Here is a 24,278-nt window from a genome sequence, read left to right as displayed (position 1 = left end):
CTTTCGCGTCAGCGCACGCTTGGCCCTCTTGACCCCCACGCGCCGCCGCGCTCTATCGGCGCCATGCCCGATTCATCCCGCCCCAAACGCCCGCGCGTCATCGTCACCCGCCAGTTGATGCCGGCGGTCGAGGCGCGCATGGCCGAATTGTTCGACGTCGCCCTGTCGGCACACGATCACGCCTTTACCAAGAACGAACTCAAGGCTGCGGTCGCCGACTGCGACGTGCTGGTGCCCACCGTGACCGACGAGATCGACGCCGAGATCATCGGCGCCGCGGGCGACCGGCTCAAGCTGATCGCCAATTTCGGGGCCGGGGTCGATCATATCGACCTCGCCGCGGCGCGCGCGAAGGGCATCATGGTCGCCAACACCCCCGGCGTATTTACCGAGGACACCGCCGACATGACCATGGCGCTGATCCTGTCGGTCCCGCGCCGGCTGGCCGAGGGCGAAAAGCTGATGCGCTCGGGCAAATGGCAGGGCTGGGCGCCGAGCGCGATGCTGGGCCACCGCGTCGGCGGCAAATTGCTCGGCATCGTCGGCATGGGTCGTATCGGCCTTGCCGTCGCGCGGCGCGCCCGCGCCTTCGGCCTGTCGATCCACTATCACAACCGCCGCCGCCTGCCCGAAACGATCGAAGAGGAACTGGGCGCGAGCTATCATGCGAGCGTCGACACGCTGCTGCGGATCAGCGACGTGGTCACGATCCACTGTCCGCACACCGCCGAAACCCATGAGATGGTCAGCGCGGCGCGTATCGGTGCGATGAAGCCGACTGCCTATCTGATCAACACCGCGCGCGGCGAGATCGTCGACGAAAAGGCGCTGATCGCGGCGCTCAAGACCGGCCGCATCGCGGGCGCGGGGCTCGACGTCTATACGCACGAACCTGCGGTCGATCCGGACCTGCTCGCGCTCGACAATGTCGTGCTGCTACCCCACCTCGGCTCGGCGACGATCGAGGGCCGCGAGGCGTCGGGCGAAAAGGTCATCGCCAATATCCGTGCCTGGTGCGACGGGCACCGGCCGCCCGATCAGGTGCTGGAGGGGTGGGCTTAGAGGACCCGTCGCCTCCCTCCTGCGCGGGGGCGACGGGGACCATCAATCCCCCGTCAGAATCCGGTCGACCAGTTCCTTCACCGTCGGGGTGAAGTTGTTGGAATAAAAGGGATCGGTCTTGAAGTTGAACGCGGCGTGGCCCGCGAACATCAGATTCTGGTCGACGTCGCCGCCGTGCGCGATGTCCTGCAGCGTTTTCTGGATGCAGAAGCTGCGCGGATCGGCGAGATAGCCGGTCGAATAATCGTCATGGTCCTTCCACGCCGAAAAGCCGCAGTGCGACAGGCAGCCCATGCAATCGGCCTGATCCTTGCGGATCACGGCCTTGTCCTCTTCGGTGACGAAGACGACCGTATTGTCGGGCGTCTTGAGCGCGGTGGTATAGCCTTCGGCCACCCAGTCGCGCGCGCGGTCGCGGTCGTGCGGGGTCACCCAGAAATTGCGCCCCTTCACGCCGACGTCGAGCTGCGCGACATGGTCGCCCGCTTCCTGCTTCGAATAGGGAATCTGCCGCTCCGACCGCGCTTCGAGATCGCGGAGGAATGGATTGCGCACCGCGCTCGAATAAAAGCCTGTGGGCGAGAAGCGGTGGAGCAACACATCGCCCTCGTCGAGCGTGCGCAGCCGGTCCTTCCACTCCTGCGGGATCGGGCTTTCCTGCGTCAGTAGCGGCCGCGTGCCATATTGAAAGGCGATCGAGCCCAATTCGGGATTGTCGATCCAGTCGTTCCAGTCGCGCAGATACCAGACGCCGCCCGCCATCACGATCGGCACTTCGTCCGAAATCCCCTCGGCGCGCATCGTGTCGCGCAGCGCCTTGACGCGCGGATAGGGATCTTCGGGCTTCAGCGGATCTTCGGCGTTCGACAGGCCGTTGTGCCCGCCGGCGAGCCACGGATCTTCATAGACGACCGCCGCCATGAGATGCGCGACCTTGTGATAGGCGCGCTTCCAGAGCGCGCGAAACGCACGCGCCGACGAGATGATCGGCAGATAATGGACATTGTGCCGCGCCGCGATTTCGCTGAGCTTGTACGGCATCCCCGCGCCGCAGGTGACGCCGGTGATCAGCCCCTTGGTGCGTTCGAGCACGCCTTCCAATACCTGCTGCGCTCCGCCCATTTCCCACAGGACGTTGATGTTGATCGCACCCTTGCCGCTGGCGAGGTCATAAGCGCGCTTCACCTGTTCGACCGCGCCGTCGATGGCGTAGCGGACCAGCTCCTCGTGCCGCTCGCGGCGCGTCGCGGCGCGATAGACCTGCGGCACGATCTTGCCTTCGGCGTCGTAGCTGTCGGCGTTGACCGCCGAAACGGTACCGATCCCGCCGGCCGCGGCCCACGCGCCGCTCGACATATGGTTGGTCGCCGACACGCCCTTCCCGCCCTCGACCAGCGGCCAGACTTCGCGTCCGCCGTAAAGGATGGGCTTCAAACCTTTGAACACTATAAACCTCTTTCTCTCCGCCGGCTGCGCAGCCGCGCGCCAGCCCCCATTTGCCTCTTCCGTAAGCGGAACCGGACCGCCTTTGTCAATCGAAGGCGGGGTCCGACCCCAGGAAACGCCCCGTAAAAACGTCATATCCTTCCAGCGCGCGAGCATAGAGGCTTTGATAGCCCGCGACCATCCCGGATTCGGCGAAGCGCTCGGCAGCGACGCGCCGATTCTCCGCGCCGATTGCTCCGCGCAGCGCGGCATCGCTCGTAAGGCGCGCCAGCGCGGCGCGAAAACCCGCCTCGTCCGCCGCAATGAACGGGCGGTTCGCCTCGCCCGCCATCGCCGCCACGTCGCCGACCGCCGGGCTGACGACGGGCAGCCCCGCCGCCATCGCCTCGATCACCGCAATCGGCGCCTGTTCGCTCCGCGACGAGAGCGCGAGCAGGTCGAAATGGCCGATCCAGCGCGCCGGTTCGGGCATGAACCCCGCAAGCACCAGCCGGTCGGTCATGCCGCACGCCGCCGCCTCGTCGGCGATCGCAGCGCGCTCTGGCCCCTCCCCGACGATTACCAGCCGCACATGCGGCGGCAGCGCCGCAAGCGCACGCACGAGGCGGGGCAGATCCTTGACCTTGCGCAGCCCCGCCACCGTCCCGATCACCACCTCGCCCGGCCTGCGGACGAAGCCCGGGATCGGCACCGATGGCGCGGCGGCATAGGCGGCAACGTCGATCCCGTTGCGGATCAGATGGATGCGATCGGGCGGCAGTTTCCACTCGTCCGCCGCGATCCCGGCGAGCAGTGTCGAGGGAACGACGACGCCCGCGGCAGTACGCAGCGCATAGCGGCGATAGAGGTTGCGCTTCCAGTTGCGCCGGACGCTTTCGTCCTCGTTGAACCCATCCTCGTGATGAATCAGGCATGGCGGCATCTGATACCACCAGCGATGCCAGTAGAGCCGGTGCGCCATCACCCCGTCCATCGCGCCCCAATTATAGCTGAGCGCCAGGTCGAAGCGGTAGATATAGGTCGCAAGATCGCGGAAACGCGCCAGCGACGGCCGCCCGGCGAGCGGCGGCGCATCGGTTGGAAAGCTGACGTCGATCCCCGGATCGATCGCATCGCGCGCGCCGAGCGCATCGGGGACCGCCGACAGGATCGTGTGCTGCGCCCGGTCGCCCATCAGGTTCATCAGGCGAACCGACCGCGCCTCCTTGCCGCCGAGCGAAAAGCTCGAGTGAAGGTGAAGGATGCGCACCGGATGCTCCCGCTCCTCGATCGCGCCGACTTCGGTCACGCGGCGGGAAGCGCCGCGATCCAGGCGTCGATCGCCGCGCGCGCCGCGGGCTCGTCCATCGTCGGCGCATGACCGACGCCCGGAACCTCGACCAGCGTCGCATGGGGCAGCGTGGCCTGCATTTTTGCGGCAGCCGTTCCAGCGAGAATGTCCGACAGCGCGCCGCGCAGGATCAGCACCGGTGCAGCGCCGAGCGCGCGATAGGCGGGCCACAGGTCGATACCCTCTTGATCGCCGGCAAGGCGCAGCGGCGCCGCAATCTGCTTGTCGTAATCGGTGACTATGCGTCCTTCGGGGGTCAGCCGGTGGGTGCGCTTGGTAATGCGCAGCCAGTCGTGAATGTCATAGTCCGGATAAACCGCGGCGTTGAGCTCGGCATAGGCGCGCGCCGCGTGCATCCACGTCGGCTGGCTGCCGCCGGCTCCGATATAGTCGCGGATGCGATCGAGCCCTGCCACCTCGAGTTCAGGGCCGACGTCGTTGAGTACGGCGCCGACGAGACGACCCGGCAGGCTGGCGGCAAGGAACATCGACACCAGCCCGCCGAGCGACGTGCCGACCGTCGCGAAGCGCGCGATCGCCAGCTCGTCGATCAACGCGACGACATCCTGGACATAGGTCAGCGGGACATAGGTCATCGGATCCTTGGCATAGGCGCTCTCGCCTCGCCCGCGGAACTCGATCACAATCACGCGCCGCTGCGCCGCCATATGCGGTGCCAGCGCCTCGAAATCGCGGGCGTTGCGCGCCAAGCCGGGCATACACAGGATCGGCGGCGCCTCCGCCGCGGTCGGGGGTCCGTCATAGATGCGCGCGTGCAGGCGAACGCCGTCGCCCGACCACCAAAAATGATCGCTCCATTCGCGCTGTGCATCCTGTCGCGCCAAAATTGCCCGTCCCCTTAAGCCGATACTATCCGCCTCTATCGCGAACCGCGCGCGCCGGTGCAAGTCACCCTGTCGCGCCCGTGACAATCGGCCCGCTTTCGCTGTTGCGGGGCCTATCGCGGTTGCCGCCGTACGCTTTCGCAGATAAGAGGGCGACAATGCTTTTGCCGCCCCCCAATGATCGAGCGCACTGGCGCCTTTGCGCGCCCAAATCGACGGGGGAACGGGGATGAGCGAAGACCTTCTGTCCTTCGAGCCGGCAACCGGCGCCGAATTATGGCGCGGCCGTATCAGTGACATCGACGCCGAAGTTGCAACCGCGCGCGCCGCCTGGCCCGCCTGGGCCGCGAAGCCCGTCACCTTCCGCACCGAAACGCTGCGCCGCTTTGCCGACCGGGTGAAGGCCGATGGCGAACAGCTCGCCGATCTGATTGCGCGCGAGACCGGCAAACCCTTGTGGGAAGCCCGGACCGAGGTCGAATCGGTCGCGAACAAGGTCGATATCTCGATCAAGGCCTATGCCGAACGCACCCCCAACCGCCGGATCGAAGGCGCGATGGGGCTGCGCAACGCGGTGCGCCACAAGCCGCATGGCGCGCTTGCCGTCCTTGGCCCCTATAATTTCCCTGCGCATCTGCCGAACGGCCATATCGTGCCAGCGTTGATCGCCGGCAATTCGGTGCTGTTCAAACCGTCGGAAAAAACCCCTGCGGTTGGCGCGCGACTTGTCGAACTGCTCCACGGCGCCGGCGTTCCCGAAGAAGTCGTGCGGCTCGTCATCGGCGGACCCGACGCGGGCAAGGCGCTGGCCGCGCATCCCGGCATCGACGGATTGCTGTTCACCGGGTCGGCGCGGACCGGGGTCGCGATCAACCGCCAGTTCGCCGAACAGCCGGGGAAGATCGTCGCGCTCGAAATGGGTGGCAACAATCCGATCGTCGTCTGGGACACCGCCGACATCGCGACCGCGGCAACGATCGTTGTCCAGTCCGCCTTCCTGAGCGCGGGCCAGCGGTGCAGCAATGCCCGGCGGCTGATCGTCAAACAGGATCTGGCCGACCAACTGCTCGCCGAGGTCAAGACGCTCTCGGGACGGCTGATCGTCGGTCATCCCCACGCCGACCCTGCGCCCTATATGGGGCCGGTAATCGATAACGAGGCCGCCGACGGCCTGACCGAAAGCTTTCTGATCCTGATGTCAAACGGCGGCCAGGTGATCCGCCACATGACGCGGCCCGATGCAAACCGCCCCTTCCTCACCCCCGGCATCATCGACGTCACCGCGATGCCCGAACGCCCCGATATCGAGCTGTTCGGCCCCCTGCTGCAGGTGATCCGCGTCGACAGTTTCGAAGCCGCGATTGCCGAGGCGAACAACACCGCCTTCGGCCTCTCGGCGGCGCTGATCGGTGGGACACCGCAGCTTTACGACCAATTCTGGGCGAATGCCCGCGCCGGCGTCATCAACTGGAACCGCCCGACCAACGGCGCCTCCTCGGCCGCGCCCTTTGGCGGCGTCGGCCTGTCGGGCAACCATCGGCCGAGCGCCTTTTACGCCGCCGACTATTGCGCCTATCCGGTCGCCAGCTCCGAAAGCGACGCGCTGCGCGCTTCGATCGGGGTCGGCCTGCGCGACGACGACACGCCGAAGCTGGTGACGAAGAAATATCTCTGACCGCCAGATCCGGGGCAATTTTAGCTTCACCCTCGCCAACAAAGCCTGTTTTGCGATTCCGGCGCCCGCCGACCATTTAGGGTCGCATGGAAAAGCAACCTTCTTTGGCAGGCAAGCTGTGGCTCGTCGGTGCCGGGCCTGGCGATCCCGACCTGCTGACGCTGCGCGCCGCGCGACTGCTGGCAAGCGCCGACCTTGTCGTTCATGACGGGCTGGTCGGGGCGGGCGTGCTCGCGCTGATCCCGCCGCATGTCGAACGGATCAGCGTCGCCAAGCAGCGCAGCCGTCACACGATGAAGCAGGAACTGATCAACGCGCTGATCGTGCGCGAGACGCTCGCCGGAAAACAGGTCGTGCGGCTGAAGGGCGGCGATCCCTTCATCTTCGGCCGCGGCGGCGAAGAGCTTGACGCCGCGCGCGCGGCGGGCATCGCGGTCGAGGTCGTTCCCGGCATCACCGCGGCCGCGGGCTGCGCCGCGCAGGCGGGCGTCCCCCTCACCCACCGCGAGGATGCGAGCGCGGTCAGCTTCGTTGCGGGCCAGTGCAAGGATCTGACCGATCAGGACTGGTCGGGGCTCGCGGGACATGGCCGCACTCTCGTCATCTACATGGGCCTCGCGACGGCGCATGCGATCGCCGACAAGCTGATCGCCGACGGGGTCTCGCCCGGCCTGCCTGTCGCGGTGATCGAACGCGGCACCACGGCCGAGGCGCGCGTGCTGCGCACCCTGCTCGCCGATCTCGGCGACCTCGTCGCGCGCGAGGCGGTGCAAAGCCCGGCACTGATCATCGTCGGCAAGGTCGCGGCGCGCGCCGACGCGCTCGACTGCCTCGGCGCCCCGGGCGTCGCCAATGCTCTGAAGGATATTGCATGCGAATCTTGACCGGAAACGACCTGAAATCGGGTGCCGTCATCTGGTGGACCGGCCGCGATTGGTCGCTCCATGTCGAGGATGCGGCCGACGTCGGCGAACATGGCGAGGCGGTGCTCGCGGCCGAGGATGGCGCGCGCCGCGTCAACGGCGGCTATATCGTCGATGCGGAGCAGACCGCCGAGGGTCCGCGCCCCGCGCATATCAAGGACCGCATCCGCGCGCTCGGCCCGACCGTGCGCCCCGACCTGACATTGAAACCCGCCGATCCGACGGCCGGCGACTGGGTGATCTGACATGTATCAATATGACCAATATGACCAGGCGATGGTCGATGCGCGCGTCGAGGAGTTCCGCGACCAGGTGCGCCGCCGCCTCGCGGGCGACATCAATGACGACCAGTTCAAGCCGCTGCGGCTGAAGAACGGCCTCTATCTCCAGCTCCACGCCTATATGCTGCGCGTCGCCATTCCCTATGGCACCTTCAATTCGCGGCAGATGCGCAAGCTCGCGCATATCGCGCGCACATATGACCGCGGCTACGGTCATTTCACCACCCGCCAGAATATCCAGTATAACTGGATCAAGCTGGAAGAGGCGCCCGACATCCTCGCCGAACTGGCGTCGGTGGAGATGCATGCGATCCAGACCAGCGGCGAAAGCATCCGCAACATCTCCGCCGACCAATATGCCGGCGCCGCCGCCGACGAGATCTGCGATCCGCGCCCATGGGCCGAACTGATCCGTCAGGCGACGACCTTCCACCCCGAATTCAGCTATCTGCCGCGCAAGTTCAAGATCGCGGTGATCTCGGCGGCGGAGGATCGCGCGGCGCTGCGCTGGCACGACTGCGCGCTGCGCATCGTGCGCAACGAAGCGGGCGAGGAAGGGTTCGAGGTCTATGCCGGTGGCGGCATGGGGCGCACCCCATTCATCGCTTACAAGATCCGCGATTTCCTGCCCGCAGCCCAGATATTCTCCTATCTCCAGGCGATCCTGCGCGTGTGGAACCTCCACGCGCGGCGCGACAATATCCACAAACAGCGGATGAAGATCCTCGTCCACGAGCTCGGCGAAGAGGAATTCCGCCGCCAGGTCGAGGAGGAGTTCCAGACCTTCCTCGCGCTCGGCACCGATTTCCCCCAGGCCGAGTATGACCGCATCGCGGCCTATTTCACGCCGCCGCCGTTCGAGGCGGGCCTGTCCGACGACATCGACCGCAGCGATCCCGACTTCGCGCTATGGGTCTACCGCCAGGTCGTGGCGCACAAGGCACCGGGCTATGCGATCGCCAACATCAGTCTGAAGCCGGTCGGCGGCATCCCCGGCGACATTTCGGCCGAGCAGATGGAACTCGTCGCCGACCTTGCCGAACGTTACAGCTTCGACGAGATTCGCGCGACGCACGCGCAGAATCTCGTCCTGCCGCATGTCCGCAAGGCCGATCTCTACGCGCTATGGCAGGCGCTCGACGCCGCGGGGCTCGCGAACGTCAATCTCGACCTCGTCACCGATATCATCGCCTGCCCCGGTCTCGATTATTGCACCCTCGCCAATGCGCGCTCGATCCCGGTCGCGCAAAAGATTGCCGAGCGTTTCGCGAATATGGAACGCCAGCTCGATATCGGCGAGCTCAAGATCAAGATCTCTGGCTGCATCAACGCCTGCGGTCATCACCACGCGGGGCAGATCGGCATCCTTGGCGTCGATCGCAAGGGCACCGAAAATTACCAGCTCCTCCTCGGCGGCTCGGGCGCCGAGGACACGTCGCAGGCGAAGATCACCGGCCCCGGCTTCGACGAAGCGGGCATCGTCGATGCCGTCGAACGCACCGTCGAACGCTATCGCGAACTGCGCGAGCCCGGCGAACGCTTTCTCGACACCTATCGCCGCGTCGGTCTCGACCCTTTCAAGGAGGCCATCTATGGCTAATTTCCGTTATCGCGACGACCAGCCGCACGAAGAACCCGCGGTCACGCTCGACGCCTTCCTCGAACAGCCCGACGCGACCGCGGTGCGGCTCGAGGCGGGCGAGGATGCGCGGCGCCTCATCCCCTATTTCGACCGCCTGCAACTCATCGAAATTTCCTTCCCGCGCTTTCGCGACGGGCGCGGCTTTTCGAGCGCGCGCATCCTGCGCGAAGCGGGCTACACGGGCGAACTGCGCGCCGAGGGCGATGTGCTGATCGACCTCCTCTTCTTCATGCGGCGCTGCGGTTTCGACAGCTTCTCCTCGCAGCATGCGCTCAACCCCGCCGATGTCGAGGCGGCGCTGAACCGTTACGCCCTCGTCTATCAGGACGCCACCGACGCGGCGGTGCCGATCTGGAAGCTGAGGCATGGCTGATTTCAGGAAATCCGTTCGTGCTGAGGAGGGACTGAGCTCGTCGAAGGCCCGTCTCGAAGCACCGGGCGAAGCCCTTCGAGACGCCGTTTCGACAAGCTCAACGGCTCCTCAGGACGAACGGCAAGAAGGGCGCGCGGATCGCACCCGCGACCGGATCGACGTCGCGCCGCGTTTCACGCAGGCCGATGTCATCCGTCTCAACAACCTGTTCCGCGGCCAGGACGCGGGCGAGGCGGTTGCAAGCGTGATCGGCGCGGGGCTGCTCGGCGACACTGCGATCGTGTCGAGCTTCGGCGCCGAAAGCGCGGTGCTGCTCCATCTCGTGACGCGCGTCGCGCCCGACATGCCGGTGCTGTTCCTCGACACGGGCAAGCATTTTCCCGAAACGCTGGCCTATCGCGACGAACTTGCCGCACGGCTCGGCCTCAATCTCGTCAATCTCACGCCCGATGCCGCCGAACTCGCCGAAAAGGACGCGACCGAACTGCGCTGGTCGTATGATCCCGACGGCTGCTGCGAAATCCGCAAGGTCAAGCCGCTCGAAAAGGCGCTCGCCGATTTCGACACGTCGATCACCGGCCGCAAGGGCTTCCAGTCGTCGACGCGCACCGGCCTGCCGCGCTTCGAGCTCGACGGCAACACCGGCCGCCTGAAATTCAACCCGCTCGCCAACTGGACGCGCGAAATGCTCGACGATTATTTCGCCGAGCACGATCTGCCGCGCCATCCGCTCGAGGCCGAGGGCTATCCCTCGATCGGCTGCTCGCCCTGCACCTCGAAGGTCAAACCGGGCGAAGACCCGCGCGCGGGCCGCTGGCGCGGCTGGGACAAGACCGAATGCGGCATCCACGAAGCGGTGACGCCGATCGACGATAATCCGGCGAACGACCCGGCGTTCTGAGAACAGATCCGCGTGCCCCTGCGAAGGCAGGGGCCCATCTCCTGCCCCTTCGCCAGACGCAGGCTTTTGATTGCAAAACCTCGTGATGGGCCCCGGCCTTCGCAGGGACACTGGGCGCGGCTATCTACTCATAATCCGCATAGGCCTGGCTGTCGTCCGCCAGATCGCTGAACTTCGTCGTCTTCGCCTCGAAGTGCAGGCGAATCTTGCCGGTCGAGCCGTGACGCGATTTGGCGACGATCACCTCGGCGAGGCCAAAAACACGCTCCATCTCGGCGGCCCATTCCTCATGCGCCGCGTGGATCTTGATATCGTCGCCCTCGACCGGGCGTTTGGGCTCGCGCGCGGCGACATAATAATCCTCGCGGAACACGAAGAGCACCATGTCGGCGTCCTGCTCGATCGATCCCGATTCGCGAAGGTCGGAAAGCTGCGGCCTTTTGTCCTCGCGGCTTTCGACCTGGCGGCTGAGCTGCGACAGCGCCATCACCGGAACGTGAAGCTCTTTCGCCAGCGTTTTCAATCCGCGTGAAATTTCCGAAATTTCCTGCACGCGATTGTCGCCGCTCTTCGACGAGCCCTGCAGCAGCTGCAAATAGTCGACGATGATGAAGCCGATGCCGTGGCGGCGCTGCAGGCGGCGCGCGCGGGTGCGCAGGCTGGCGATCGTCAGGCCAGGCGTATCGTCGATGAACAGCGGCAGCGTCTGCAGCGCCTGCGCGGCGCGCGACAATTGCTGGAACTGCTCCTTGCTGATCTTGCCCATGCGCAGCGCCTCGCCCGACACCCCGGACTGTTCGGCCAGCACACGCGTCGCGAGCTGGTCAGCGGACATTTCGAGGCTGAAGAAGGCAACCTTGGCGCCCATATTCTTTTCGGGCGGAATCCCGTCCTCCTCGTCGCGCCGCCAGCGTTCGGCGGCATTATAGGCGATATTGGTCGCAAGCGAGGTCTTGCCCATCCCCGGACGCCCGGCGAGGATCATCAAGTCCGAATTGTGCATGCCGCCGATCTTGGCGTTCATGCTGCCGATACCCGTCGTGATCCCCGACAGATGGCCGCCCGAATTGAGCGCGCGCTCGGCGGCCTGCAAGGCGGTGAGGCTCGCGGTGCTGAAGCTCTTGACCGACCCCATTTCGGCCTCGCCGCCCGCGACGCGATAGAGCGCGGTTTCGGCTTCCTCGATCTGCGCATGCGGGTCGACGCTTTCGCTCGTGTCGAGCGCGCCCTCGACCAATCCCCGCCCGACGCCGACCAGTTCGCGCAGCAGCGCGAGGTCGAAAATCTGCCGCGCGAAGTCGCGCGCACCGATCAGGCCCGCGCCGCTGCCGGTCAGTTGCGCCAGATAGCCGACCCCGCCGACCGCTTTTATCGCTTCGTCATTTTCGAAGAAGGGCTTCAGCGTCACCGGCGTCGCAATGCTGTTGCGCTCGATCAGCGCCATTGCCTGCCCAAAGATGCGGCCATGCAGCGGTTCGAAGAAATGCGCCGCAGTCAATTGCACGGGCAAATCCTCGACGACTCGGTTATCGATCAGGATCGCGCCCAGAAAGGCGGCCTCGGCCTCGATATTGCGGGGCAATTGGCGTTCGTCCCCGGCGGGGACCGGGGCAGGAAAAAGGGCAAGCTCGGGCATGGCAGCTTTCATGCGTCGAAGGCGCGGCGGGCGCAATCGACGATATCGATCAACCTATCATAACTGTGGAATGCTGTGAATAAGTCGCCCTTGCCCTTCGCGCCCGGCCAAGTAGAAGCACGGACAGCATGACCGACGCCGACCCATCGAAACAGCGCATCATCTCGGTAGAGCTCGACGAGGGCTCGATCGTCTGGCGCAACCCCGATGTCGAACAGGAGCGGCGCGTCGCAATCTTCGATCTGATCGAGGACAACAAGTTCGTGCCGCAGCGCGGCCACCCCGATGGCTATGCCGGCCCCTATCGCCTGATGCTCCGCGTCGAGGACGGCCGCCTGATCTTCGAGATCAGCCGCGAGGACGGCTCGCCGCTCGAAGCGGTAATCCTGGGCCTCGGGCGCTTCCGCCGTCCGATCCGCGACTATTTCGCGATCTGCGACAGCTATTATCAGGCAATCAAGACCTCTACCGCGCAGCAGATCGAGACCGTCGACATGGCGCGCCGCGCGCTGCACAACGAGGCCGCCGAAATGCTGATGGACCGGCTCGATGGCAAGATCGCGGTCGATTTCGACACCGCGCGCCGTCTCTTCACGCTGATCTGTGTGCTTCACATCAAGGGATGACGATGCGCGCGGGGGTAAAAACAAAGGGCAAAACCGCAACGAAAGGCCTGTCCGACTGGCGGGCACGCTCCGCCCGGCTGGCGCGCCGGATCGGCGGCGGACTCGTCCTGATCCTGCTGCTCGCCGGTCTCGCGCTGTGGTGGGCGGCGCGCTGGACGCCCGACCGCGCGCTCTATCCGATTCAGGGCGTCACCATCTCCGCAGACAATGGCAAGGTCCATTGGGGCTCGATCAAGGCGGCGGGCGCCGATTTCGCCTATGTCATGGCGACCGACGGCGCCGACGGCATCGATCCGCAATATGCCCGCAACGCCGCGCAGGCGCGCGTCGTCGGGGTGCAGGTGGGCGCGATTCATCGCTACAGCCTGTGCAGGCTGGCAACCGACCAGGCGGCCAATTTCATCCGCCACGTCGCGCGCCGCGCCGATGCGCTGCCGCCGGTGGTATGGCTCGACTATGACGACCGCTGCCCCGACCGGCCGACGCGCGCGCTGCTGCTCAGCGAACTTGCGACCTTCCTCGCGCAGATCGAGGCACATACCGGCAAGCGCAGCGTGATCGCGCCCGGCCCCGCCTTCGAGGCCGATTATCGCGTCACCGCTGGAATTGCGCGCACCACCTGGCTGCGCCGCGACTTTTTCGAACCCGATTATGGCGCCCACCCTTGGGCGATGTGGCAGGCGAACGACTATGTCCGGCTGACCGGCGCCGGCGGAACGGTGGGCTGGAACGTGCTGCGACCCGAAGGACAGGAATGATGACCGACACCCGCGATGCCCTGATCGATGCCGCGCGCGACGCCGCGAGCCGCGCCTATGCCCCCTATTCGGGCTTTCATGTCGGCGCCGCGCTGCTGTTGAAAAACGGCGATGTCGTGACCGGTGCCAATGTCGAAAACGCGAGCTACGGTCTGACGCTCTGCGCCGAAACCACCGCAATCGCCAAGATCGCCAACGAAGGCTGGATCGGCGAACTTGCCGAGGTCGCCATCATCGGCGGGCGTCCCAAGGGCGATGCGCTGATCGGCAGCGATCCGGTCAACCCCTGCGGCCGCTGCCGCCAGATACTGAACGAAGCCGCCGAACGTTCGAAAACCGACATCCTCGTCCACTGCGCTTCGGGCGACGGCAGCGCGGTCGCCACCTATCGCCTGAGCGAACTGCTCCCCGCCGCCTTCGGGCCGAAGGATCTGGGGATGATCCCCGACTGACCGCTTGCGCAAGCCGCCGAGGACCGACAAGACAGCGGCATGAGCATTCTTTCCGATAAATGGATTCGCGAAGCCGCCCGGACGCAGGGCATGATCGAACCCTTCGTGGAGGCGCAGCGGCGTGACGGCTGCATCAGCTACGGCCTCTCGTCCTACGGCTATGATGCGCGCGTCGCGCCCGAATTCAAGATTTTCACCAATGTCGACAGCGCGGTCGTCGACCCCAAGGATTTTGCCGCGAACAGCTTCGTCGACCGCGAAACCGACGTTTGCATCATTCCGCCGAACAGCTTCGCGCTCGCCCGGACGGTCGAATATTTCCGCATCCCCCGCGACATCCTCGTCATCTGCCTTGGCAAATCGACCTATGCGCGCTGCGGCATCATCGTCAACGTCACCCCGCTCGAACCCGGTTGGGAGGGCCATGTGACGCTGGAGTTTTCGAACACCACCCCGCTGCCCGCCAAAATCTATGCCAACGAAGGCGCCTGCCAGTTCCTGTTCCTGCAGGGGAACGAGCCGTGCGAGACGAGCTACGCCGACCGCGCCGGCAAATATATGGGGCAACAGGGCGTGACGCTGCCCAAGCTGTAGATCGCTCGAGCGTACCAGCTGGCGCGGGCGCTGCGTGCGCCCGCGCCGCCGGGATCATTCGGCTTCGCGGGTTTCCGCGGCAGGGCCGTTCTTCTTGATCGACTCGATGGCGTTCTTCGCCGATGCCTTGCTGCTATAGCCTTCGGTCCAGAAGATCGTTTCGCTGTTATATTTGAAATAGGCGACGAACTCGCCGGCCTTGTTCTTCTTGATCTCGAAATAATGGGCCACGGGTACCTCCACTGGTCAGCCGCGCCACGGGCGACGCGGCTCCCGCATCCTAAACCCCTGATTTGCGCGCGCAAGCGCCGAGTGTCAGTGTGCGCCGAACCGGCCCGGCGCATAGGCGGCGATATCGACCGCACCGATCGCCCCGCCCGGCGTCGGCGCGCCAAGCTGCGCGGCGAGCAGTGCGCCGATCGCGGGCGACGTCTGGATGCCGAAACCGCCCTGCCCCGCGCACCAGATGAAAGCGGGCTCGGCCGGGTCGGCGCCGAAGACCGGCAGGCGATCGGGGGCGAAGCTGCGCAGCCCGGCCCATTTGCGCTCGACCGCGGCGACGGGCCAGTCGACCACCGACTGCATCCGTTCGATCGCGACCGCCACGTCCCACTCTTCGGGCGCGGCATCGCACGGCTCGGACGGCGTCTCGTCGTGCGGGCTCAGCCAGACGCGCCCCTCTCCGGCGCCTTTGAAATAAAAGTCGCCGCCGACGTGGACGATCAGCGGCAAGTCAGCGGTGATGGGCACGTCCAGGCGAAGCTGCGCCACCGTCCGGCGATAGGGCTGGATGCCGACCGGCGCGATCCCGCAGCGCGCAGCGACCATATCGGCCCACGCACCCGCCGCATCGACGATCAGCTCGGTTCGCAGCGTTTCCCCTCCGACGCTCACCTCCCAGCCGCCGGTGACCCGGCGCGCACCGTCGAAACGCGCGCGCGTTGCAAGCACCGCGCCGCCGCGCTTCGTCGCGCGCAGATAGGCCGCATGCAACGCGCCGACGTCGATGTCGCTGCACGCCGCTTCATAGGCGGCGGCGGTCCATTCGGGGCGCAGATCGGGTATCAGCGCCGCCATCGCATCGAAGCCCAAGCGGTCGACCGCGACCCCCTTGGCGCGAAATTCGGCAACGAAGGCATCGACCGCCGCGGTCTCCGCGCCGCCGCGACCGATGGTCAGTGCGGTGCGCGGCGTCAGGAAAGGCTTGTCGGAAAAATCGGCTGCCGGCCGCGCCAGCGCATCGAACGACGCAGCGGACAGCGGTTGCACGCCGGGGCCGCCATAGCTTTCGTGCCAGAAGGCCGCCGACCGGCCCGTCGCATGATAGCCGGGCGCCTCCTCGGCCTCGACCATCAGCACGCGGCGGTGCGGCGCCAGCGCGGCGGCGACGCTTGCACCGGCGATGCCCGCGCCGACGATCAGCACGTCGGTGGAGGAAGGGCGCGGGTCGGACATGCGACGCCGCATATCCGCTGGCCCGCGGAATGCAACCCGGCGGGCGCACACTCATGGTTACTATTTGATAAGCCATAGTCGCTACAGCGGCGGCATGGACCAGAAAATCATCGCATTGGGCCTGATGGGGCTGCTCGCCTTGTTGATGATCGCCGCGGCGGTCAGCGACCTGCGCTCGCGCACTATCTCGAACGGCCTCAATGCGACCATCGCCCTCTTCGCTATCCCCTTCTGGATAGTGTCGGGCATGGCATTCTGGCCCGACATGCCGATGCAGTTCGGCGCCGCCTTTGCGGTCTTCGCGGTGTTCGCCGGTCTCTTCGCTCTGGGAGCGATGGGCGGCGGTGATGTGAAGATGATCGGCGCCGTGATGCTCTGGATTCCACTTTATTTGTACTTTCCCATGCTGACCATCATGGCGATCGGGGGCGGAATCCTGTCGGCTGTGATGCTGATTCAGTCCAAAATTCGTCCTTCGGACAAGGCGATAGAGGTTCCCTACGGGCTCGCGATCGCCGCCGGGGGCCTTTGGGCGCTTCACCAACACTATCTTAACCAGTTTCAGTTTATCGGATCGACCTGAGGGCAAGCATCCCCGCGTCCGGTGGGTGTAGGAGGCGAAAAACCGTCATGGATACGCGAAAGATTATGCTGATCGTCGGCGCGTTGATCATTGCGATCGGCGCGGCGTTCGGGGTCAACCAGATGATGCGGGGTTCCTCCGCACCGACGGCGCGCGCAGCAGCGGCGCCCGAAATCAACGGCCCCATGATCCTCGTCGCGACGCGGCAGCTGCCGACGGGCACGATCATCGGCCCCGACAGCTTCCGCTATCAGCCGTGGCCGAAGGAGCTGGTCGAGAAGGCCTATTTCCTGAAGGACAAGACCGACGTGAATACGCTGGTGGGCACCGTCGTGCGCTACCCGATCACCGCCGGCCAGCCGCTGACCCAGGGCTCGCTCGTCCATCCCGATGACCGCGGCTTCCTCGCCGCCGCTCTCGCACCGGGCATGCGCGCCGTCACGGTCAAGGTTTCGCAGGAACAGGGCGTCGCCGGTTTCGTCTTCCCGGGCGACCGCGTCGACGTGCTGCTTGCGCAGACGATCGCGGTCAAGGAAGGCAGCTCCTATCCCGACGACCAGCTCTACACCGCCGAAACCATCGTGCGGAACGTCCGCGTCCTTGCCACCGACCAGCGCTACGACGCCGAAGACGAAACCGGCAAGACGCCGGTGCGCACCTTCGGCTCGGTGACGCTGGAAGCAACGCCCGACATCGCCGAACGCATCGCGGTCGCCGAAAATATGGGCAAGCTATCGCTCGCGCTGCGTCCGCTCGCCGAAAACACCGGCGAACTCGAAGCGGCGATCGCGTCGGGCGACGTGAATGTGCCGACCAAGGGCGGCAGCGCGGCCGAGCGCCGGATGATGGCCGATGCCGCCGGTCGTCCGACCCCGTCGCGCACCGCTACCACGGGCGGCGACGTCTCGCGCTTCTGGGTTCCGGTCAGCGGCCGCGTCTCGGCGCCGCGCCCGCCCGCCGGCATGCCGATTGCAGCGGGCAGCCCGCAGGCCGCCGCCGTGCCGATCGGCCCGGTGGTCCGCGTGACCCGTGGCGACAAAGTGACCGCAGTTCCGGTTGGGGGTAAGTAAGATGCACAGCAAAGCCAATTTCAAGGCGGCGGCCCTCGCCCGCACCCTGGCCGTCGGCCTGGTTGCAGCGACGCTGATCTCCGCCCCGGCGCAGCAAGCCGTTGCGCAGGCCATTCAGAACGCCAGCAGCAGCATCGACCTGTCGGTCGGCCGCGGCCGCCTGGTCAGCCTGCCGGCAGCAATGTCGGACGTTTTCGTCGCCAACGACCAGGTTGCCGACGTTCAGGTCCGCTCGTCGCGCCAGCTCTACATCTTCGGCAAGGCGCCGGGTGAAACGAGCATCTATGCGACCGACGGCAACGGCCGCGTCGTCTATTCGACGGTCGCCCGTGTCGGCAACAATATCGAAACGATCGACCAGATGCTGTCGCTCGCCATGCCCGACGCGAAGATCCAGTCGAACACGATGAACGGCTTCGTCCTGCTGACTGGCACTGTCCAGTCGCCCGACGATGCGGCCGAGGCCGAACGCCTCGTCCAGGCGTTTGTCGGCGAACAGACGAAGGTGCTGTCGCGCCTGCGCACCGCGACGCCGCTGCAGGTCAACCTGCAGGTCCGCATCGCCGAAGTGAACCGCACGCTCGTCAAGGAAATCAACGGCAACGTGCTGTCGCGCGATCGCGACGGGGCGATGGGCAACGGCTTCCTCGGCAGCATCGTGCGCGGCCGCTCGCCGGGCTCGATCCTCTATCCGGGCGAAGGCGATCCGCCGGTTGCGCCCGGTACGACGGCCTATAATTTCACCGTTCCCGCCGGCACCAACAGCTTTGGCGCCGCCGGCCGCCTGTTCGGCATGGACCTGATGGCCTCGCTCGATCTCGGCGAACGGTCGGGCATGGTCGTCACGCTGGCACAGCCGAACCTGACCGCGATTTCGGGCGAAACCGCCGACTTCCTGGCGGGCGGCGAATTTCCGATCCCGATCCCCGGCAACTTCGCCGGCACGACGATCGAATATCGCAAATATGGCGTCAGCCTGGCCTACACGCCGACGGTGCTGTCGAATGGCCGCATCAGCCTGCGCGTCCGTCCCGAAGTGTCGGAACTGTCAACCGAAGGCGCGATCGAAATGGACGGGTTCCAGATCCCCGCGCTGACGATCCGCCGCGCCGAAACGACGGTTGAGCTCGGGTCGGGCGAAAGCTTCATGATCGCCGGCCTGATGAACAACCGTTCGATCGGCGCCATCGACAAGGTGCCGGGCCTCGGCGACGTGCCGATCCTGGGCATGCTGTTCAAATCGGACAGCTTCCGCCGCGGTGAAACCGAACTGGTGATCGTGGTGACGCCCTATCTCGTCAAGCCGGTGTCGGCGAACGACATCAAGCTGCCGACCGATGGCTATCAGGACGCAAACGACCTTCAGCGCCTGCTGCTCAACCAGCAGACCGATGGCGTGACGGGCGGCGATCGTCCCAAACCGCGCCTTGAAACGTCGGTGAACGATGCCGACCGGCCGCGGGCGGGTTCGCCCGATGCGGCGCCCGGCTTCAACCTCAAGAAGTGATGCTGGCAATCAGGAGCAACGTGATGAAGAAAATCGCAACTTGGACCGTCCTGGCGCTGGCAACCACTCTCGCCGGCTGCGCGGGTGCCGCGAACAGCAATCGCAGCCTTGAATCGGTGCATCAGCCGGTGGTGCGCAACGACATCTATCAGTTCGACGTCGCGGCGGCGAGCGGTGACCTTGCCCCCAGCGAGCAAGGCCGTCTGCAGGGCTGGCTCGATGCCATGAACGTCCGTTACGGCGATCGCATCGCGATCGAGGACCCGTCGGCCTATGGCAGCAGCGGCGCGAAGGAAACGATCCGCGAGATGGTCGAACGCCGCGGCCTGCTGCTCAGCGGCGATGTGCCAGTGACGACGGGCGCGGTCGCGCCGGGCTATGTTCGCGTGATCGTGACGCGGGCGTCAGCTTCGGTGCCGAGCTGCCCCAACTGGTCGAGCCGTTCGGCGATCAACGTCAATAACGCGACCTCGGCCAACTATGGCTGCGCGACGAACAGCAATCTGGCCGCGATGGTCGCCGATCCCAACGATCTGATCAAGGGCACCAGCGAGCGCGACAATGATCCGACGACCGCGACCCGCGCGATCAAGACCTATCGCGACAAACCGCCGACGGGCGCAGGTGATCTGCGCGGACAGGCGACCAGCAACAGCGGAGGAAGCCAGTGAACGCGCCTTTCAAAGCAGCCGGGCTGCGTGACCCGTTCAACGCCTTTGTGTGCGACGACGATACGCTGGAGCTGATCCGCGTCGCCGCCGCCGACATGGGCTGGCCCATCGAGAAGTGCAACAAGGGCGGCCTGCGCAACGCGGTGCAGTCGCTGTCGGTCTCGGCGAGCCCGAATATCCTGTTCGTCGACATGTCCGAGTCGGGCGATCCGATCAACGACATCAACGCGCTGGCGGAGGTCTGCGAACCCGGCACCGTCGTCATCGCAGCGGGCCAGGTCAACGACGTTCGCCTCTATCGCGATCTCTTGTCGAGCGGCATTCAGGATTACCTCCTGAAACCGCTGTCGCTCGATCAGGTCCGCGACGCGCTGACCAATGCGCAGGCGATCCTTTCGGCCCCCAAACATGCCGACATGCATGACGACAAACCGCACCACATGATGGCGGTCGTCGGCGTGCGCGGCGGCGTCGGCGCCTCGATGGTGTCGACCTCGCTCGCCTGGGCGATCAGCGAACAGGCCGACCGCCAGACCGCGCTGCTCGACCTCGACGTGCATTTCGGCACCGGTGCGCTGACGCTCGATCTCGAACCCGGCCGCGGGCTGATCGACGCGATCGACAATCCCAGCCGTATCGACGGGCTGTTCATCGAACGCGCCATGGTGCGCGCCTCGGACAAGCTCAGCCTGCTGTCGGCCGAAGCGCCGATCCACCAGCCGGTGATGACCGACGGTTCGGCCTTCTACCAGCTCGAAGAAGAGCTGCGGAACGCGTTCGAGATGACGATCGTCGATATTCCGCGTCAGGTTCTGATCCCCTTCCCGCACCTCGTGTCGGAATGCGGGACGATCCTGCTCGTTACGGACGTCACGCTGGCTTCGGCGCGCGATACGATCCGTCTCCTGTCGTGGTTCAAACAGAATGTGCCGGGCGCGCGCGTCGTGCTCGTCGCGAACAAGTTCCAGACCACGATCGGCGAATTGTCGCGCAAGGAGTTCGAATCGTCGATCGAGCGCGCGATCGATATCGTAGTCCCCTTCGACCCCAAGCTTGTCGCGCAGGCGGCCAAGCTCGGCAAATCCTATGCCGAGGTGTGCAAGGGAACCAAGGCCGGCCAGGTCTGGGCCAATCTGACGCGCGTCGTCCTCGACGGGGCCGATGCCGAAGCCGAAGAGGTGGCACCGGCGAAAGCAAAATCGGGCGGCTCGCTGCTCGGCAAGCTGGGCGGTCTGGGTACGCTCGTCAAAAAAGGCGCGAAATAAGCACGTGACGGGGGCCGGCGCAGGCCGGCCGCCGCCGCGACCACAGCGGGAACGGGGCAAAGGGCGATCATGAACCTGCCAATCATCCTAACATTCGGCGCCGCGTTGCTGGCGGTCGGCATGCTGGCGCTGGCTTTCGCCGGACCTTCTGCCGGCAAGGCCAAGAGCCGCCGCCTGTCGTCGGTGAAGGATCGCCACGCGGCCTCGACCGAGGCAGTCGTCGCGGCCCAGATGCGCAAGACGATCGCAGCCGCTGGCAATAGCGGCAACACCAGCATCAGCAGCCTGATGCCGCGGCGCGAATTGATGGAACTGCGCCTTCGCCGGACCGGCAAGGGCTGGACGCTCAGCAAATATATGTTCGCGTCGATGGCGTTGTTCGTCATCGTTGCGGGCGGCATGCTGTCCGTGCGTGCGCCTTTCATGCTGGCGCTGATGTTCGGGCTGCTCGCCGGGGTTGGGCTTCCGCATATGGTGGTCGGGCGGACCATAAAGAAGCGCGTCCTCCAATTCAATGCGCGCTTTCCCGACGCGATCGACCTGCTCGTTCGCGGTCTGAAATCGGGGCTTCCCGTGACCGAGACCTTTCAGGTGGTGAGCCAGGAGCTGCCCGGCCCCGTCGGCGAGGAGTTTCGCGGGATCGTCGAACGCATCCGCATCGGCAACACGATGGAACAGGCGTTGCAGGAATCGGCAGAAATGCTGGGCACGCCCGAATTCCAGTTCTTCTGCATCACCATCGCGATCCAGCGCGAAACGGGCGGCAATCTTGCCGAAACGCTGGCCAATCTGTCGGACGTGCTGCGCAAGCGCGCGCAGATGAAGCTGAAGATCAAGGCCATGTCTTCGGAAGCCAAGGCTTCGGCCTATATCGTCGGCGCCCTGCCGTTCTTCGTCTTCGGCGTCGTCTGGTCGATGAACCCCGGCTATCTGCAGGGCTTCTTCTTCGAACAGCGGCTGATCGTCGCTGGCCTGGGCGGTTTGGTGTGGATGAGCATCGGCGCCTTCATCATGTCGCGCATGATCTCGTTCGAAATCTGAGGAAGGACGCAGCATGAACAGCACCCTCCTCCTCACCGCCTTCTCCGGAGCGCAGCAGGGCCCGACGCTATTGGGCGTCGACGTCGTCTGGGCCTCGACCATGCTCGTTGCGGTCGGCATCTTCGCGGTCATGGTGGCCATTTACGGCGCGCTGACCGTTCGCGACCCGATGGCGAAGCGCGTGAAGGCGCTCAACGATCGCCGCGAACAGCTGAAGGCCGGCATCACCGCCTCGACCGCCAAGCGCCGCGCGCGCCTCGTCCGCAAGAACCATACCGCCGACAAGATGCGCACCTTCCTCGGCAAGCTGCAGGTGCTGCAGGACAGCCAGATCAAGGAAGTGCAGCAAAAGCTGGCGCAGGCCGGCATCCGGTCGAAGGATCTGGCCGTCGCGGTCATTTTCGGCCGCCTCGTCCTGCCGATCGTCTTCGGCGGCATCGCGGCACTGCTCATCTATTGGGTCGACATGTGGCCCGACCTGACGCCGTTCAAGCGTTCGGGCGCGACGATGGCCATGCTCATCCTCGGTTACAAGGCGCCCGACCTGTTCATCCAGAACAAGCGGCAAAAGCGCACCGACGCGATCCGCAAAGGCCTTCCCGACGCGCTCGACCTGCTGGTCATCTGCGCCGAAGCCGGTCTGACCGTCGACTCGGCCTTTTCCCGCGTTTCGAAGGAACTCGGCCGTGCCTATCCCGAACTGGGCGAGGAATTCGCGCTGACTTCGATCGAACTCGGCTTCCTGACCGAACGGCGGCAAGCGTTCGAAAATCTGGCGTATCGCGTGAACCTCGAATCGGTGAAGGGCGTGGTCACCACCATGATCCAGACCGAAAAATACGGGACGCCGCTTGCCAGCGCGCTGCGTGTCCTGTCGGCGGAATTCCGCAACGAACGCATGATGCGCGCCGAAGAAAAGGCCGCGCGCCTGCCCGCGATCATGACGGTACCGCTGATCTTGTTCATCCTTCCGGTGCTGTTCATCGTTATCCTGGGCCCGGCGGCCTGCTCGCTCAGCGATGCGATGTCGGGCGGCAGCCTCGGCGGCGGCAAGCCCTGACGAACGCCGCATCGCAAACCCAACAAAAAAGGGGCGGGATCATTCCCGCCCCTTCTTTTTTGCCGCCGGCGCGTCAGGCGACCGTCTGTTCGATCGCGCCGAAGATGCTGTGGTGGCGCTCGTCGTCCATCCAGATCCGCACCGTATCGCCTGCCTGCATGAAGGGCGTTTTCGCCTCGCCGTCGCGGATTGTCTCGACCGTCCGCACCTCGGCAAGGCAGCTGTAGCCGAGCCCGCCCTCGCTGATCGGTTTGCCGGGTCCGCCATCGGCCTCGCGGTTCGACACCGTCCCCGATCCGATGATCGTCCCCGCGCGCAGGTCGCGCGTTTTTGCGGCATGGGCGATCAGCTGGCCGAAGTCGAAGGTCATGTCGACGCCGGCATCGGCGCGGCCGAGCGGCTGGCCGTTGAGGTCGACGCACAGCGTGCCGTGCAGCTTGCCGTCCTGCCACCGGTCGCCGAGCGCGTCGGGTGTAACGAACACCGGCGACATCGCACTCGACGGCTTCGACTGGAAAAAGCCGAAGCCTTTGGCCAGTTCGCCGGGGATCAGCCCGCGCAGCGACACGTCGTTGGTCAGGCCGACGAGCAGAATGTGGCTCCGCGCCGTTTCGGCATCGACACCCATAGGCACGTCTCCGGTGACGACCACCACCTCGGCCTCCATGTCGCAGCCCCACGCCGGATCGCCGAGCGGGATCGGATCGCGCGGCGCCAGAAAGGCATCGCTGCCGCCCTGATACATCAGCGGATCGTGCCAGAAACTTTCGGGCATTTCGGCGCCGCGCGCCTGCCGCACCAGCGCGACATGGTTCACATAGGCGCTGCCATCGGCCCATTGATAGGCGCGCGGCAGCGGCGAAGCAGCGTCGCGCTCGTGAAAGCGCTCGCGCGGGATCGCCTCGTGATTGATATCTTCGGCAAGCGCCTTCAGCCGCGGCGCCGTTTCCGCCCAGTCGTCAAGCGCCGCCTGCAGCGTCGGCGCGATATGGGTCGCGTCGGCATACCAGGCGAGGTCGTCCGAAACGACGACGAGCCGGCCGTCGCGCCCGGCTTTCAGCGAAGCTAGTTTCACATCTGTC

Annotated in this window: 25 protein-coding genes; 18 read left to right on the top strand and 7 right to left on the bottom strand. The window is 65.7% G+C overall.

Features of this window, described 5'->3' with window-relative positions:
• Positions 1–63: 63 nt before the first annotated feature.
• A complete protein-coding gene (locus MU856_RS04560) occupies positions 64–1,062 on the top strand; it encodes a 2-hydroxyacid dehydrogenase (RefSeq protein ID WP_062902244.1) in 999 nt (332 codons plus the stop codon).
• Positions 1,063–1,104: 42 nt separating this feature from the next.
• Here the strand turns inward: MU856_RS04560 and MU856_RS04555 are convergent, their stop codons facing one another.
• The 3 genes from MU856_RS04555 to MU856_RS04545 form a co-directional block, all read right to left on the bottom strand.
• Positions 1,105–2,508 (bottom strand): NAD(P)H-dependent flavin oxidoreductase, encoded by a 1,404-nt coding sequence (locus MU856_RS04555; protein ID WP_263588465.1) that lies wholly within the window; start codon positions 2,506–2,508, stop codon positions 1,105–1,107.
• Between the two features lie 85 nt (positions 2,509–2,593).
• Positions 2,594–3,796, bottom strand: coding sequence for a glycosyltransferase family 4 protein (locus tag MU856_RS04550; RefSeq protein ID WP_263588464.1), 1,203 nt, complete (start codon positions 3,794–3,796; stop codon positions 2,594–2,596).
• On the bottom strand, positions 3,793–4,683 hold the full coding sequence (locus MU856_RS04545; protein ID WP_263588463.1) for an alpha/beta fold hydrolase: 891 nt from the start codon (positions 4,681–4,683) through the stop codon (positions 3,793–3,795). Before MU856_RS04545 ends, MU856_RS04550 begins: the two co-directional genes overlap by 4 nt.
• Positions 4,684–4,912: 229 nt before the next feature.
• Between MU856_RS04545 and astD the strand changes: the two genes are divergently transcribed.
• The 6 genes from astD to MU856_RS04515 all read left to right on the top strand — a co-directional run bounded on the left by astD (position 4,913) and on the right by MU856_RS04515 (position 10,478).
• Entirely contained in the window at positions 4,913–6,358 is a 1,446-nt protein-coding gene (astD, locus tag MU856_RS04540; RefSeq protein ID WP_217373302.1) for a succinylglutamate-semialdehyde dehydrogenase, read from the top strand.
• Between the two features lie 86 nt (positions 6,359–6,444).
• The gene (gene cobA, locus MU856_RS04535; protein ID WP_263588462.1) at positions 6,445–7,242 is read left to right on the top strand and encodes a uroporphyrinogen-III C-methyltransferase; all 798 of its coding nucleotides are present in this window, start codon (positions 6,445–6,447) and stop codon (positions 7,240–7,242) included.
• Entirely contained in the window at positions 7,230–7,526 is a 297-nt protein-coding gene (locus tag MU856_RS04530; RefSeq protein ID WP_062902239.1) for a DUF2849 domain-containing protein, read from the top strand. The genes cobA and MU856_RS04530 overlap by 13 nt, the downstream gene beginning before the upstream one ends.
• 1 nt (position 7,527) lies before the next feature.
• Entirely contained in the window at positions 7,528–9,162 is a 1,635-nt protein-coding gene (locus tag MU856_RS04525) for a nitrite/sulfite reductase (protein WP_263588461.1), read from the top strand.
• Entirely contained in the window at positions 9,155–9,577 is a 423-nt protein-coding gene (locus MU856_RS04520) for a DUF934 domain-containing protein (protein WP_263588460.1), read from the top strand. The genes MU856_RS04525 and MU856_RS04520 overlap by 8 nt, the downstream gene beginning before the upstream one ends.
• Positions 9,570–10,478 (top strand): phosphoadenylyl-sulfate reductase, encoded by a 909-nt coding sequence (locus MU856_RS04515; RefSeq protein WP_238929667.1) that lies wholly within the window; start codon positions 9,570–9,572, stop codon positions 10,476–10,478. Before MU856_RS04520 ends, MU856_RS04515 begins: the two co-directional genes overlap by 8 nt.
• Before the next feature lie 124 nt (positions 10,479–10,602).
• Here the strand turns inward: MU856_RS04515 and MU856_RS04510 are convergent, their stop codons facing one another.
• Positions 10,603–12,114 carry a replicative DNA helicase gene (locus MU856_RS04510; RefSeq protein WP_058813253.1) on the bottom strand — a complete coding sequence of 504 codons (1,512 nt, stop codon included), beginning with the start codon at positions 12,112–12,114 and terminating at the stop codon, positions 10,603–10,605.
• Between the two features lie 128 nt (positions 12,115–12,242).
• On the opposite strand from MU856_RS04510, the gene MU856_RS04505 reads away from it, so the two are divergent.
• The 4 genes from MU856_RS04505 to dcd are packed head-to-tail and all read left to right on the top strand — an operon-like array spanning position 12,243 to position 14,544.
• Entirely contained in the window at positions 12,243–12,740 is a 498-nt protein-coding gene (locus MU856_RS04505; protein WP_003044535.1) for a UPF0262 family protein, read from the top strand.
• The gene (locus tag MU856_RS04500) at positions 12,737–13,498 is read left to right on the top strand and encodes a glycoside hydrolase family 25 protein (protein ID WP_263588459.1); all 762 of its coding nucleotides are present in this window, start codon (positions 12,737–12,739) and stop codon (positions 13,496–13,498) included. Before MU856_RS04505 ends, MU856_RS04500 begins: the two co-directional genes overlap by 4 nt.
• On the top strand, positions 13,498–13,950 hold the full coding sequence (locus MU856_RS04495) for a cytidine deaminase (RefSeq protein ID WP_263588953.1): 453 nt from the start codon (positions 13,498–13,500) through the stop codon (positions 13,948–13,950). The genes MU856_RS04500 and MU856_RS04495 overlap by 1 nt, the downstream gene beginning before the upstream one ends.
• Before the next feature lie 39 nt (positions 13,951–13,989).
• Positions 13,990–14,544, top strand: a complete 555-nt coding sequence (gene dcd, locus MU856_RS04490) for a dCTP deaminase (protein ID WP_058813255.1) — start codon at positions 13,990–13,992, stop codon at positions 14,542–14,544.
• Positions 14,545–14,598: 54 nt separating this feature from the next.
• On the opposite strand, the gene MU856_RS04485 is transcribed toward dcd, so the two are convergent.
• Both MU856_RS04485 and MU856_RS04480 read right to left on the bottom strand, forming a co-directional pair.
• Positions 14,599–14,775, bottom strand: coding sequence for a YegP family protein (locus MU856_RS04485; protein WP_082657463.1), 177 nt, complete (start codon positions 14,773–14,775; stop codon positions 14,599–14,601).
• An 84-nt stretch (positions 14,776–14,859) separates the two neighbouring features.
• The gene (locus MU856_RS04480; RefSeq protein WP_263588458.1) at positions 14,860–15,999 is read right to left on the bottom strand and encodes an NAD(P)/FAD-dependent oxidoreductase; all 1,140 of its coding nucleotides are present in this window, start codon (positions 15,997–15,999) and stop codon (positions 14,860–14,862) included.
• On the opposite strand from MU856_RS04480, the gene MU856_RS04475 reads away from it, so the two are divergent.
• The 7 genes from MU856_RS04475 to MU856_RS04445 all read left to right on the top strand — a co-directional run bounded on the left by MU856_RS04475 (position 15,998) and on the right by MU856_RS04445 (position 23,196).
• Positions 15,998–16,582, top strand: coding sequence for a prepilin peptidase (locus MU856_RS04475; protein ID WP_263588457.1), 585 nt, complete (start codon positions 15,998–16,000; stop codon positions 16,580–16,582). The two genes, MU856_RS04480 and MU856_RS04475, sit on opposite strands and share 2 nt — an antisense overlap.
• 47 nt (positions 16,583–16,629) lie before the next feature.
• A complete protein-coding gene (gene cpaB, locus MU856_RS04470; protein WP_263588456.1) occupies positions 16,630–17,652 on the top strand; it encodes a Flp pilus assembly protein CpaB in 1,023 nt (340 codons plus the stop codon).
• A 1-nt stretch (position 17,653) separates the two neighbouring features.
• On the top strand, positions 17,654–19,159 hold the full coding sequence (locus MU856_RS04465) for a type II and III secretion system protein family protein (RefSeq protein WP_263588455.1): 1,506 nt from the start codon (positions 17,654–17,656) through the stop codon (positions 19,157–19,159).
• A gap of 23 nt (positions 19,160–19,182) precedes the next feature.
• On the top strand, positions 19,183–19,830 hold the full coding sequence (locus MU856_RS04460) for a CpaD family pilus assembly protein (protein ID WP_263588454.1): 648 nt from the start codon (positions 19,183–19,185) through the stop codon (positions 19,828–19,830).
• Positions 19,827–21,095, top strand: coding sequence for a pilus assembly protein CpaE (locus MU856_RS04455; protein ID WP_186403072.1), 1,269 nt, complete (start codon positions 19,827–19,829; stop codon positions 21,093–21,095). Before MU856_RS04460 ends, MU856_RS04455 begins: the two co-directional genes overlap by 4 nt.
• A gap of 69 nt (positions 21,096–21,164) precedes the next feature.
• Positions 21,165–22,136 (top strand): type II secretion system F family protein, encoded by a 972-nt coding sequence (locus MU856_RS04450; protein WP_263588453.1) that lies wholly within the window; start codon positions 21,165–21,167, stop codon positions 22,134–22,136.
• A gap of 13 nt (positions 22,137–22,149) precedes the next feature.
• A complete protein-coding gene (locus MU856_RS04445; protein ID WP_217373288.1) occupies positions 22,150–23,196 on the top strand; it encodes a type II secretion system F family protein in 1,047 nt (348 codons plus the stop codon).
• Between the two features lie 73 nt (positions 23,197–23,269).
• Here MU856_RS04445 and MU856_RS04440 read toward each other — a convergent pair whose 3' ends face one another.
• On the bottom strand, positions 23,270–24,271 hold the full coding sequence (locus MU856_RS04440) for a fumarylacetoacetate hydrolase family protein (RefSeq protein ID WP_263588452.1): 1,002 nt from the start codon (positions 24,269–24,271) through the stop codon (positions 23,270–23,272).
• Positions 24,272–24,278 lie beyond the last annotated feature (7 nt).

The organism is Sphingopyxis sp. GC21 (genome assembly GCF_025727575.1).
Classification (GTDB): domain Bacteria; phylum Pseudomonadota; class Alphaproteobacteria; order Sphingomonadales; family Sphingomonadaceae; genus Sphingopyxis; species Sphingopyxis terrae_A.
Note: the sequence above shows the minus strand (reverse complement) of the source record. Positions and strands in the feature narration are given on the sequence as shown.

Coding starts and splice junctions, on each gene's coding strand:
- MU856_RS04560 (WP_062902244.1), top strand. CDS start 64: ATGCCCGATTCATCCCGCCCCAAACGCCCGCGCGTCATCGTCACCCGC.
- astD (WP_217373302.1), top strand. CDS start 4,913: ATGAGCGAAGACCTTCTGTCCTTCGAGCCGGCAACCGGCGCCGAATTA.
- cobA (WP_263588462.1), top strand. CDS start 6,445: ATGGAAAAGCAACCTTCTTTGGCAGGCAAGCTGTGGCTCGTCGGTGCC.
- MU856_RS04530 (WP_062902239.1), top strand. CDS start 7,230: ATGCGAATCTTGACCGGAAACGACCTGAAATCGGGTGCCGTCATCTGG.
- MU856_RS04525 (WP_263588461.1), top strand. CDS start 7,528: ATGTATCAATATGACCAATATGACCAGGCGATGGTCGATGCGCGCGTC.
- MU856_RS04520 (WP_263588460.1), top strand. CDS start 9,155: ATGGCTAATTTCCGTTATCGCGACGACCAGCCGCACGAAGAACCCGCG.
- MU856_RS04515 (WP_238929667.1), top strand. CDS start 9,570: ATGGCTGATTTCAGGAAATCCGTTCGTGCTGAGGAGGGACTGAGCTCG.
- MU856_RS04510 (WP_058813253.1), bottom strand. CDS start 12,114: ATGCCCGAGCTTGCCCTTTTTCCTGCCCCGGTCCCCGCCGGGGACGAA.
- MU856_RS04505 (WP_003044535.1), top strand. CDS start 12,243: ATGACCGACGCCGACCCATCGAAACAGCGCATCATCTCGGTAGAGCTC.
- MU856_RS04500 (WP_263588459.1), top strand. CDS start 12,737: ATGACGATGCGCGCGGGGGTAAAAACAAAGGGCAAAACCGCAACGAAA.
- MU856_RS04495 (WP_263588953.1), top strand. CDS start 13,498: ATGACCGACACCCGCGATGCCCTGATCGATGCCGCGCGCGACGCCGCG.
- dcd (WP_058813255.1), top strand. CDS start 13,990: ATGAGCATTCTTTCCGATAAATGGATTCGCGAAGCCGCCCGGACGCAG.
- MU856_RS04475 (WP_263588457.1), top strand. CDS start 15,998: ATGCGACGCCGCATATCCGCTGGCCCGCGGAATGCAACCCGGCGGGCG.
- MU856_RS04480 (WP_263588458.1), bottom strand. CDS start 15,999: ATGTCCGACCCGCGCCCTTCCTCCACCGACGTGCTGATCGTCGGCGCG.
- cpaB (WP_263588456.1), top strand. CDS start 16,630: ATGGATACGCGAAAGATTATGCTGATCGTCGGCGCGTTGATCATTGCG.
- MU856_RS04465 (WP_263588455.1), top strand. CDS start 17,654: ATGCACAGCAAAGCCAATTTCAAGGCGGCGGCCCTCGCCCGCACCCTG.
- MU856_RS04460 (WP_263588454.1), top strand. CDS start 19,183: ATGAAGAAAATCGCAACTTGGACCGTCCTGGCGCTGGCAACCACTCTC.
- MU856_RS04450 (WP_263588453.1), top strand. CDS start 21,165: ATGAACCTGCCAATCATCCTAACATTCGGCGCCGCGTTGCTGGCGGTC.
- MU856_RS04445 (WP_217373288.1), top strand. CDS start 22,150: ATGAACAGCACCCTCCTCCTCACCGCCTTCTCCGGAGCGCAGCAGGGC.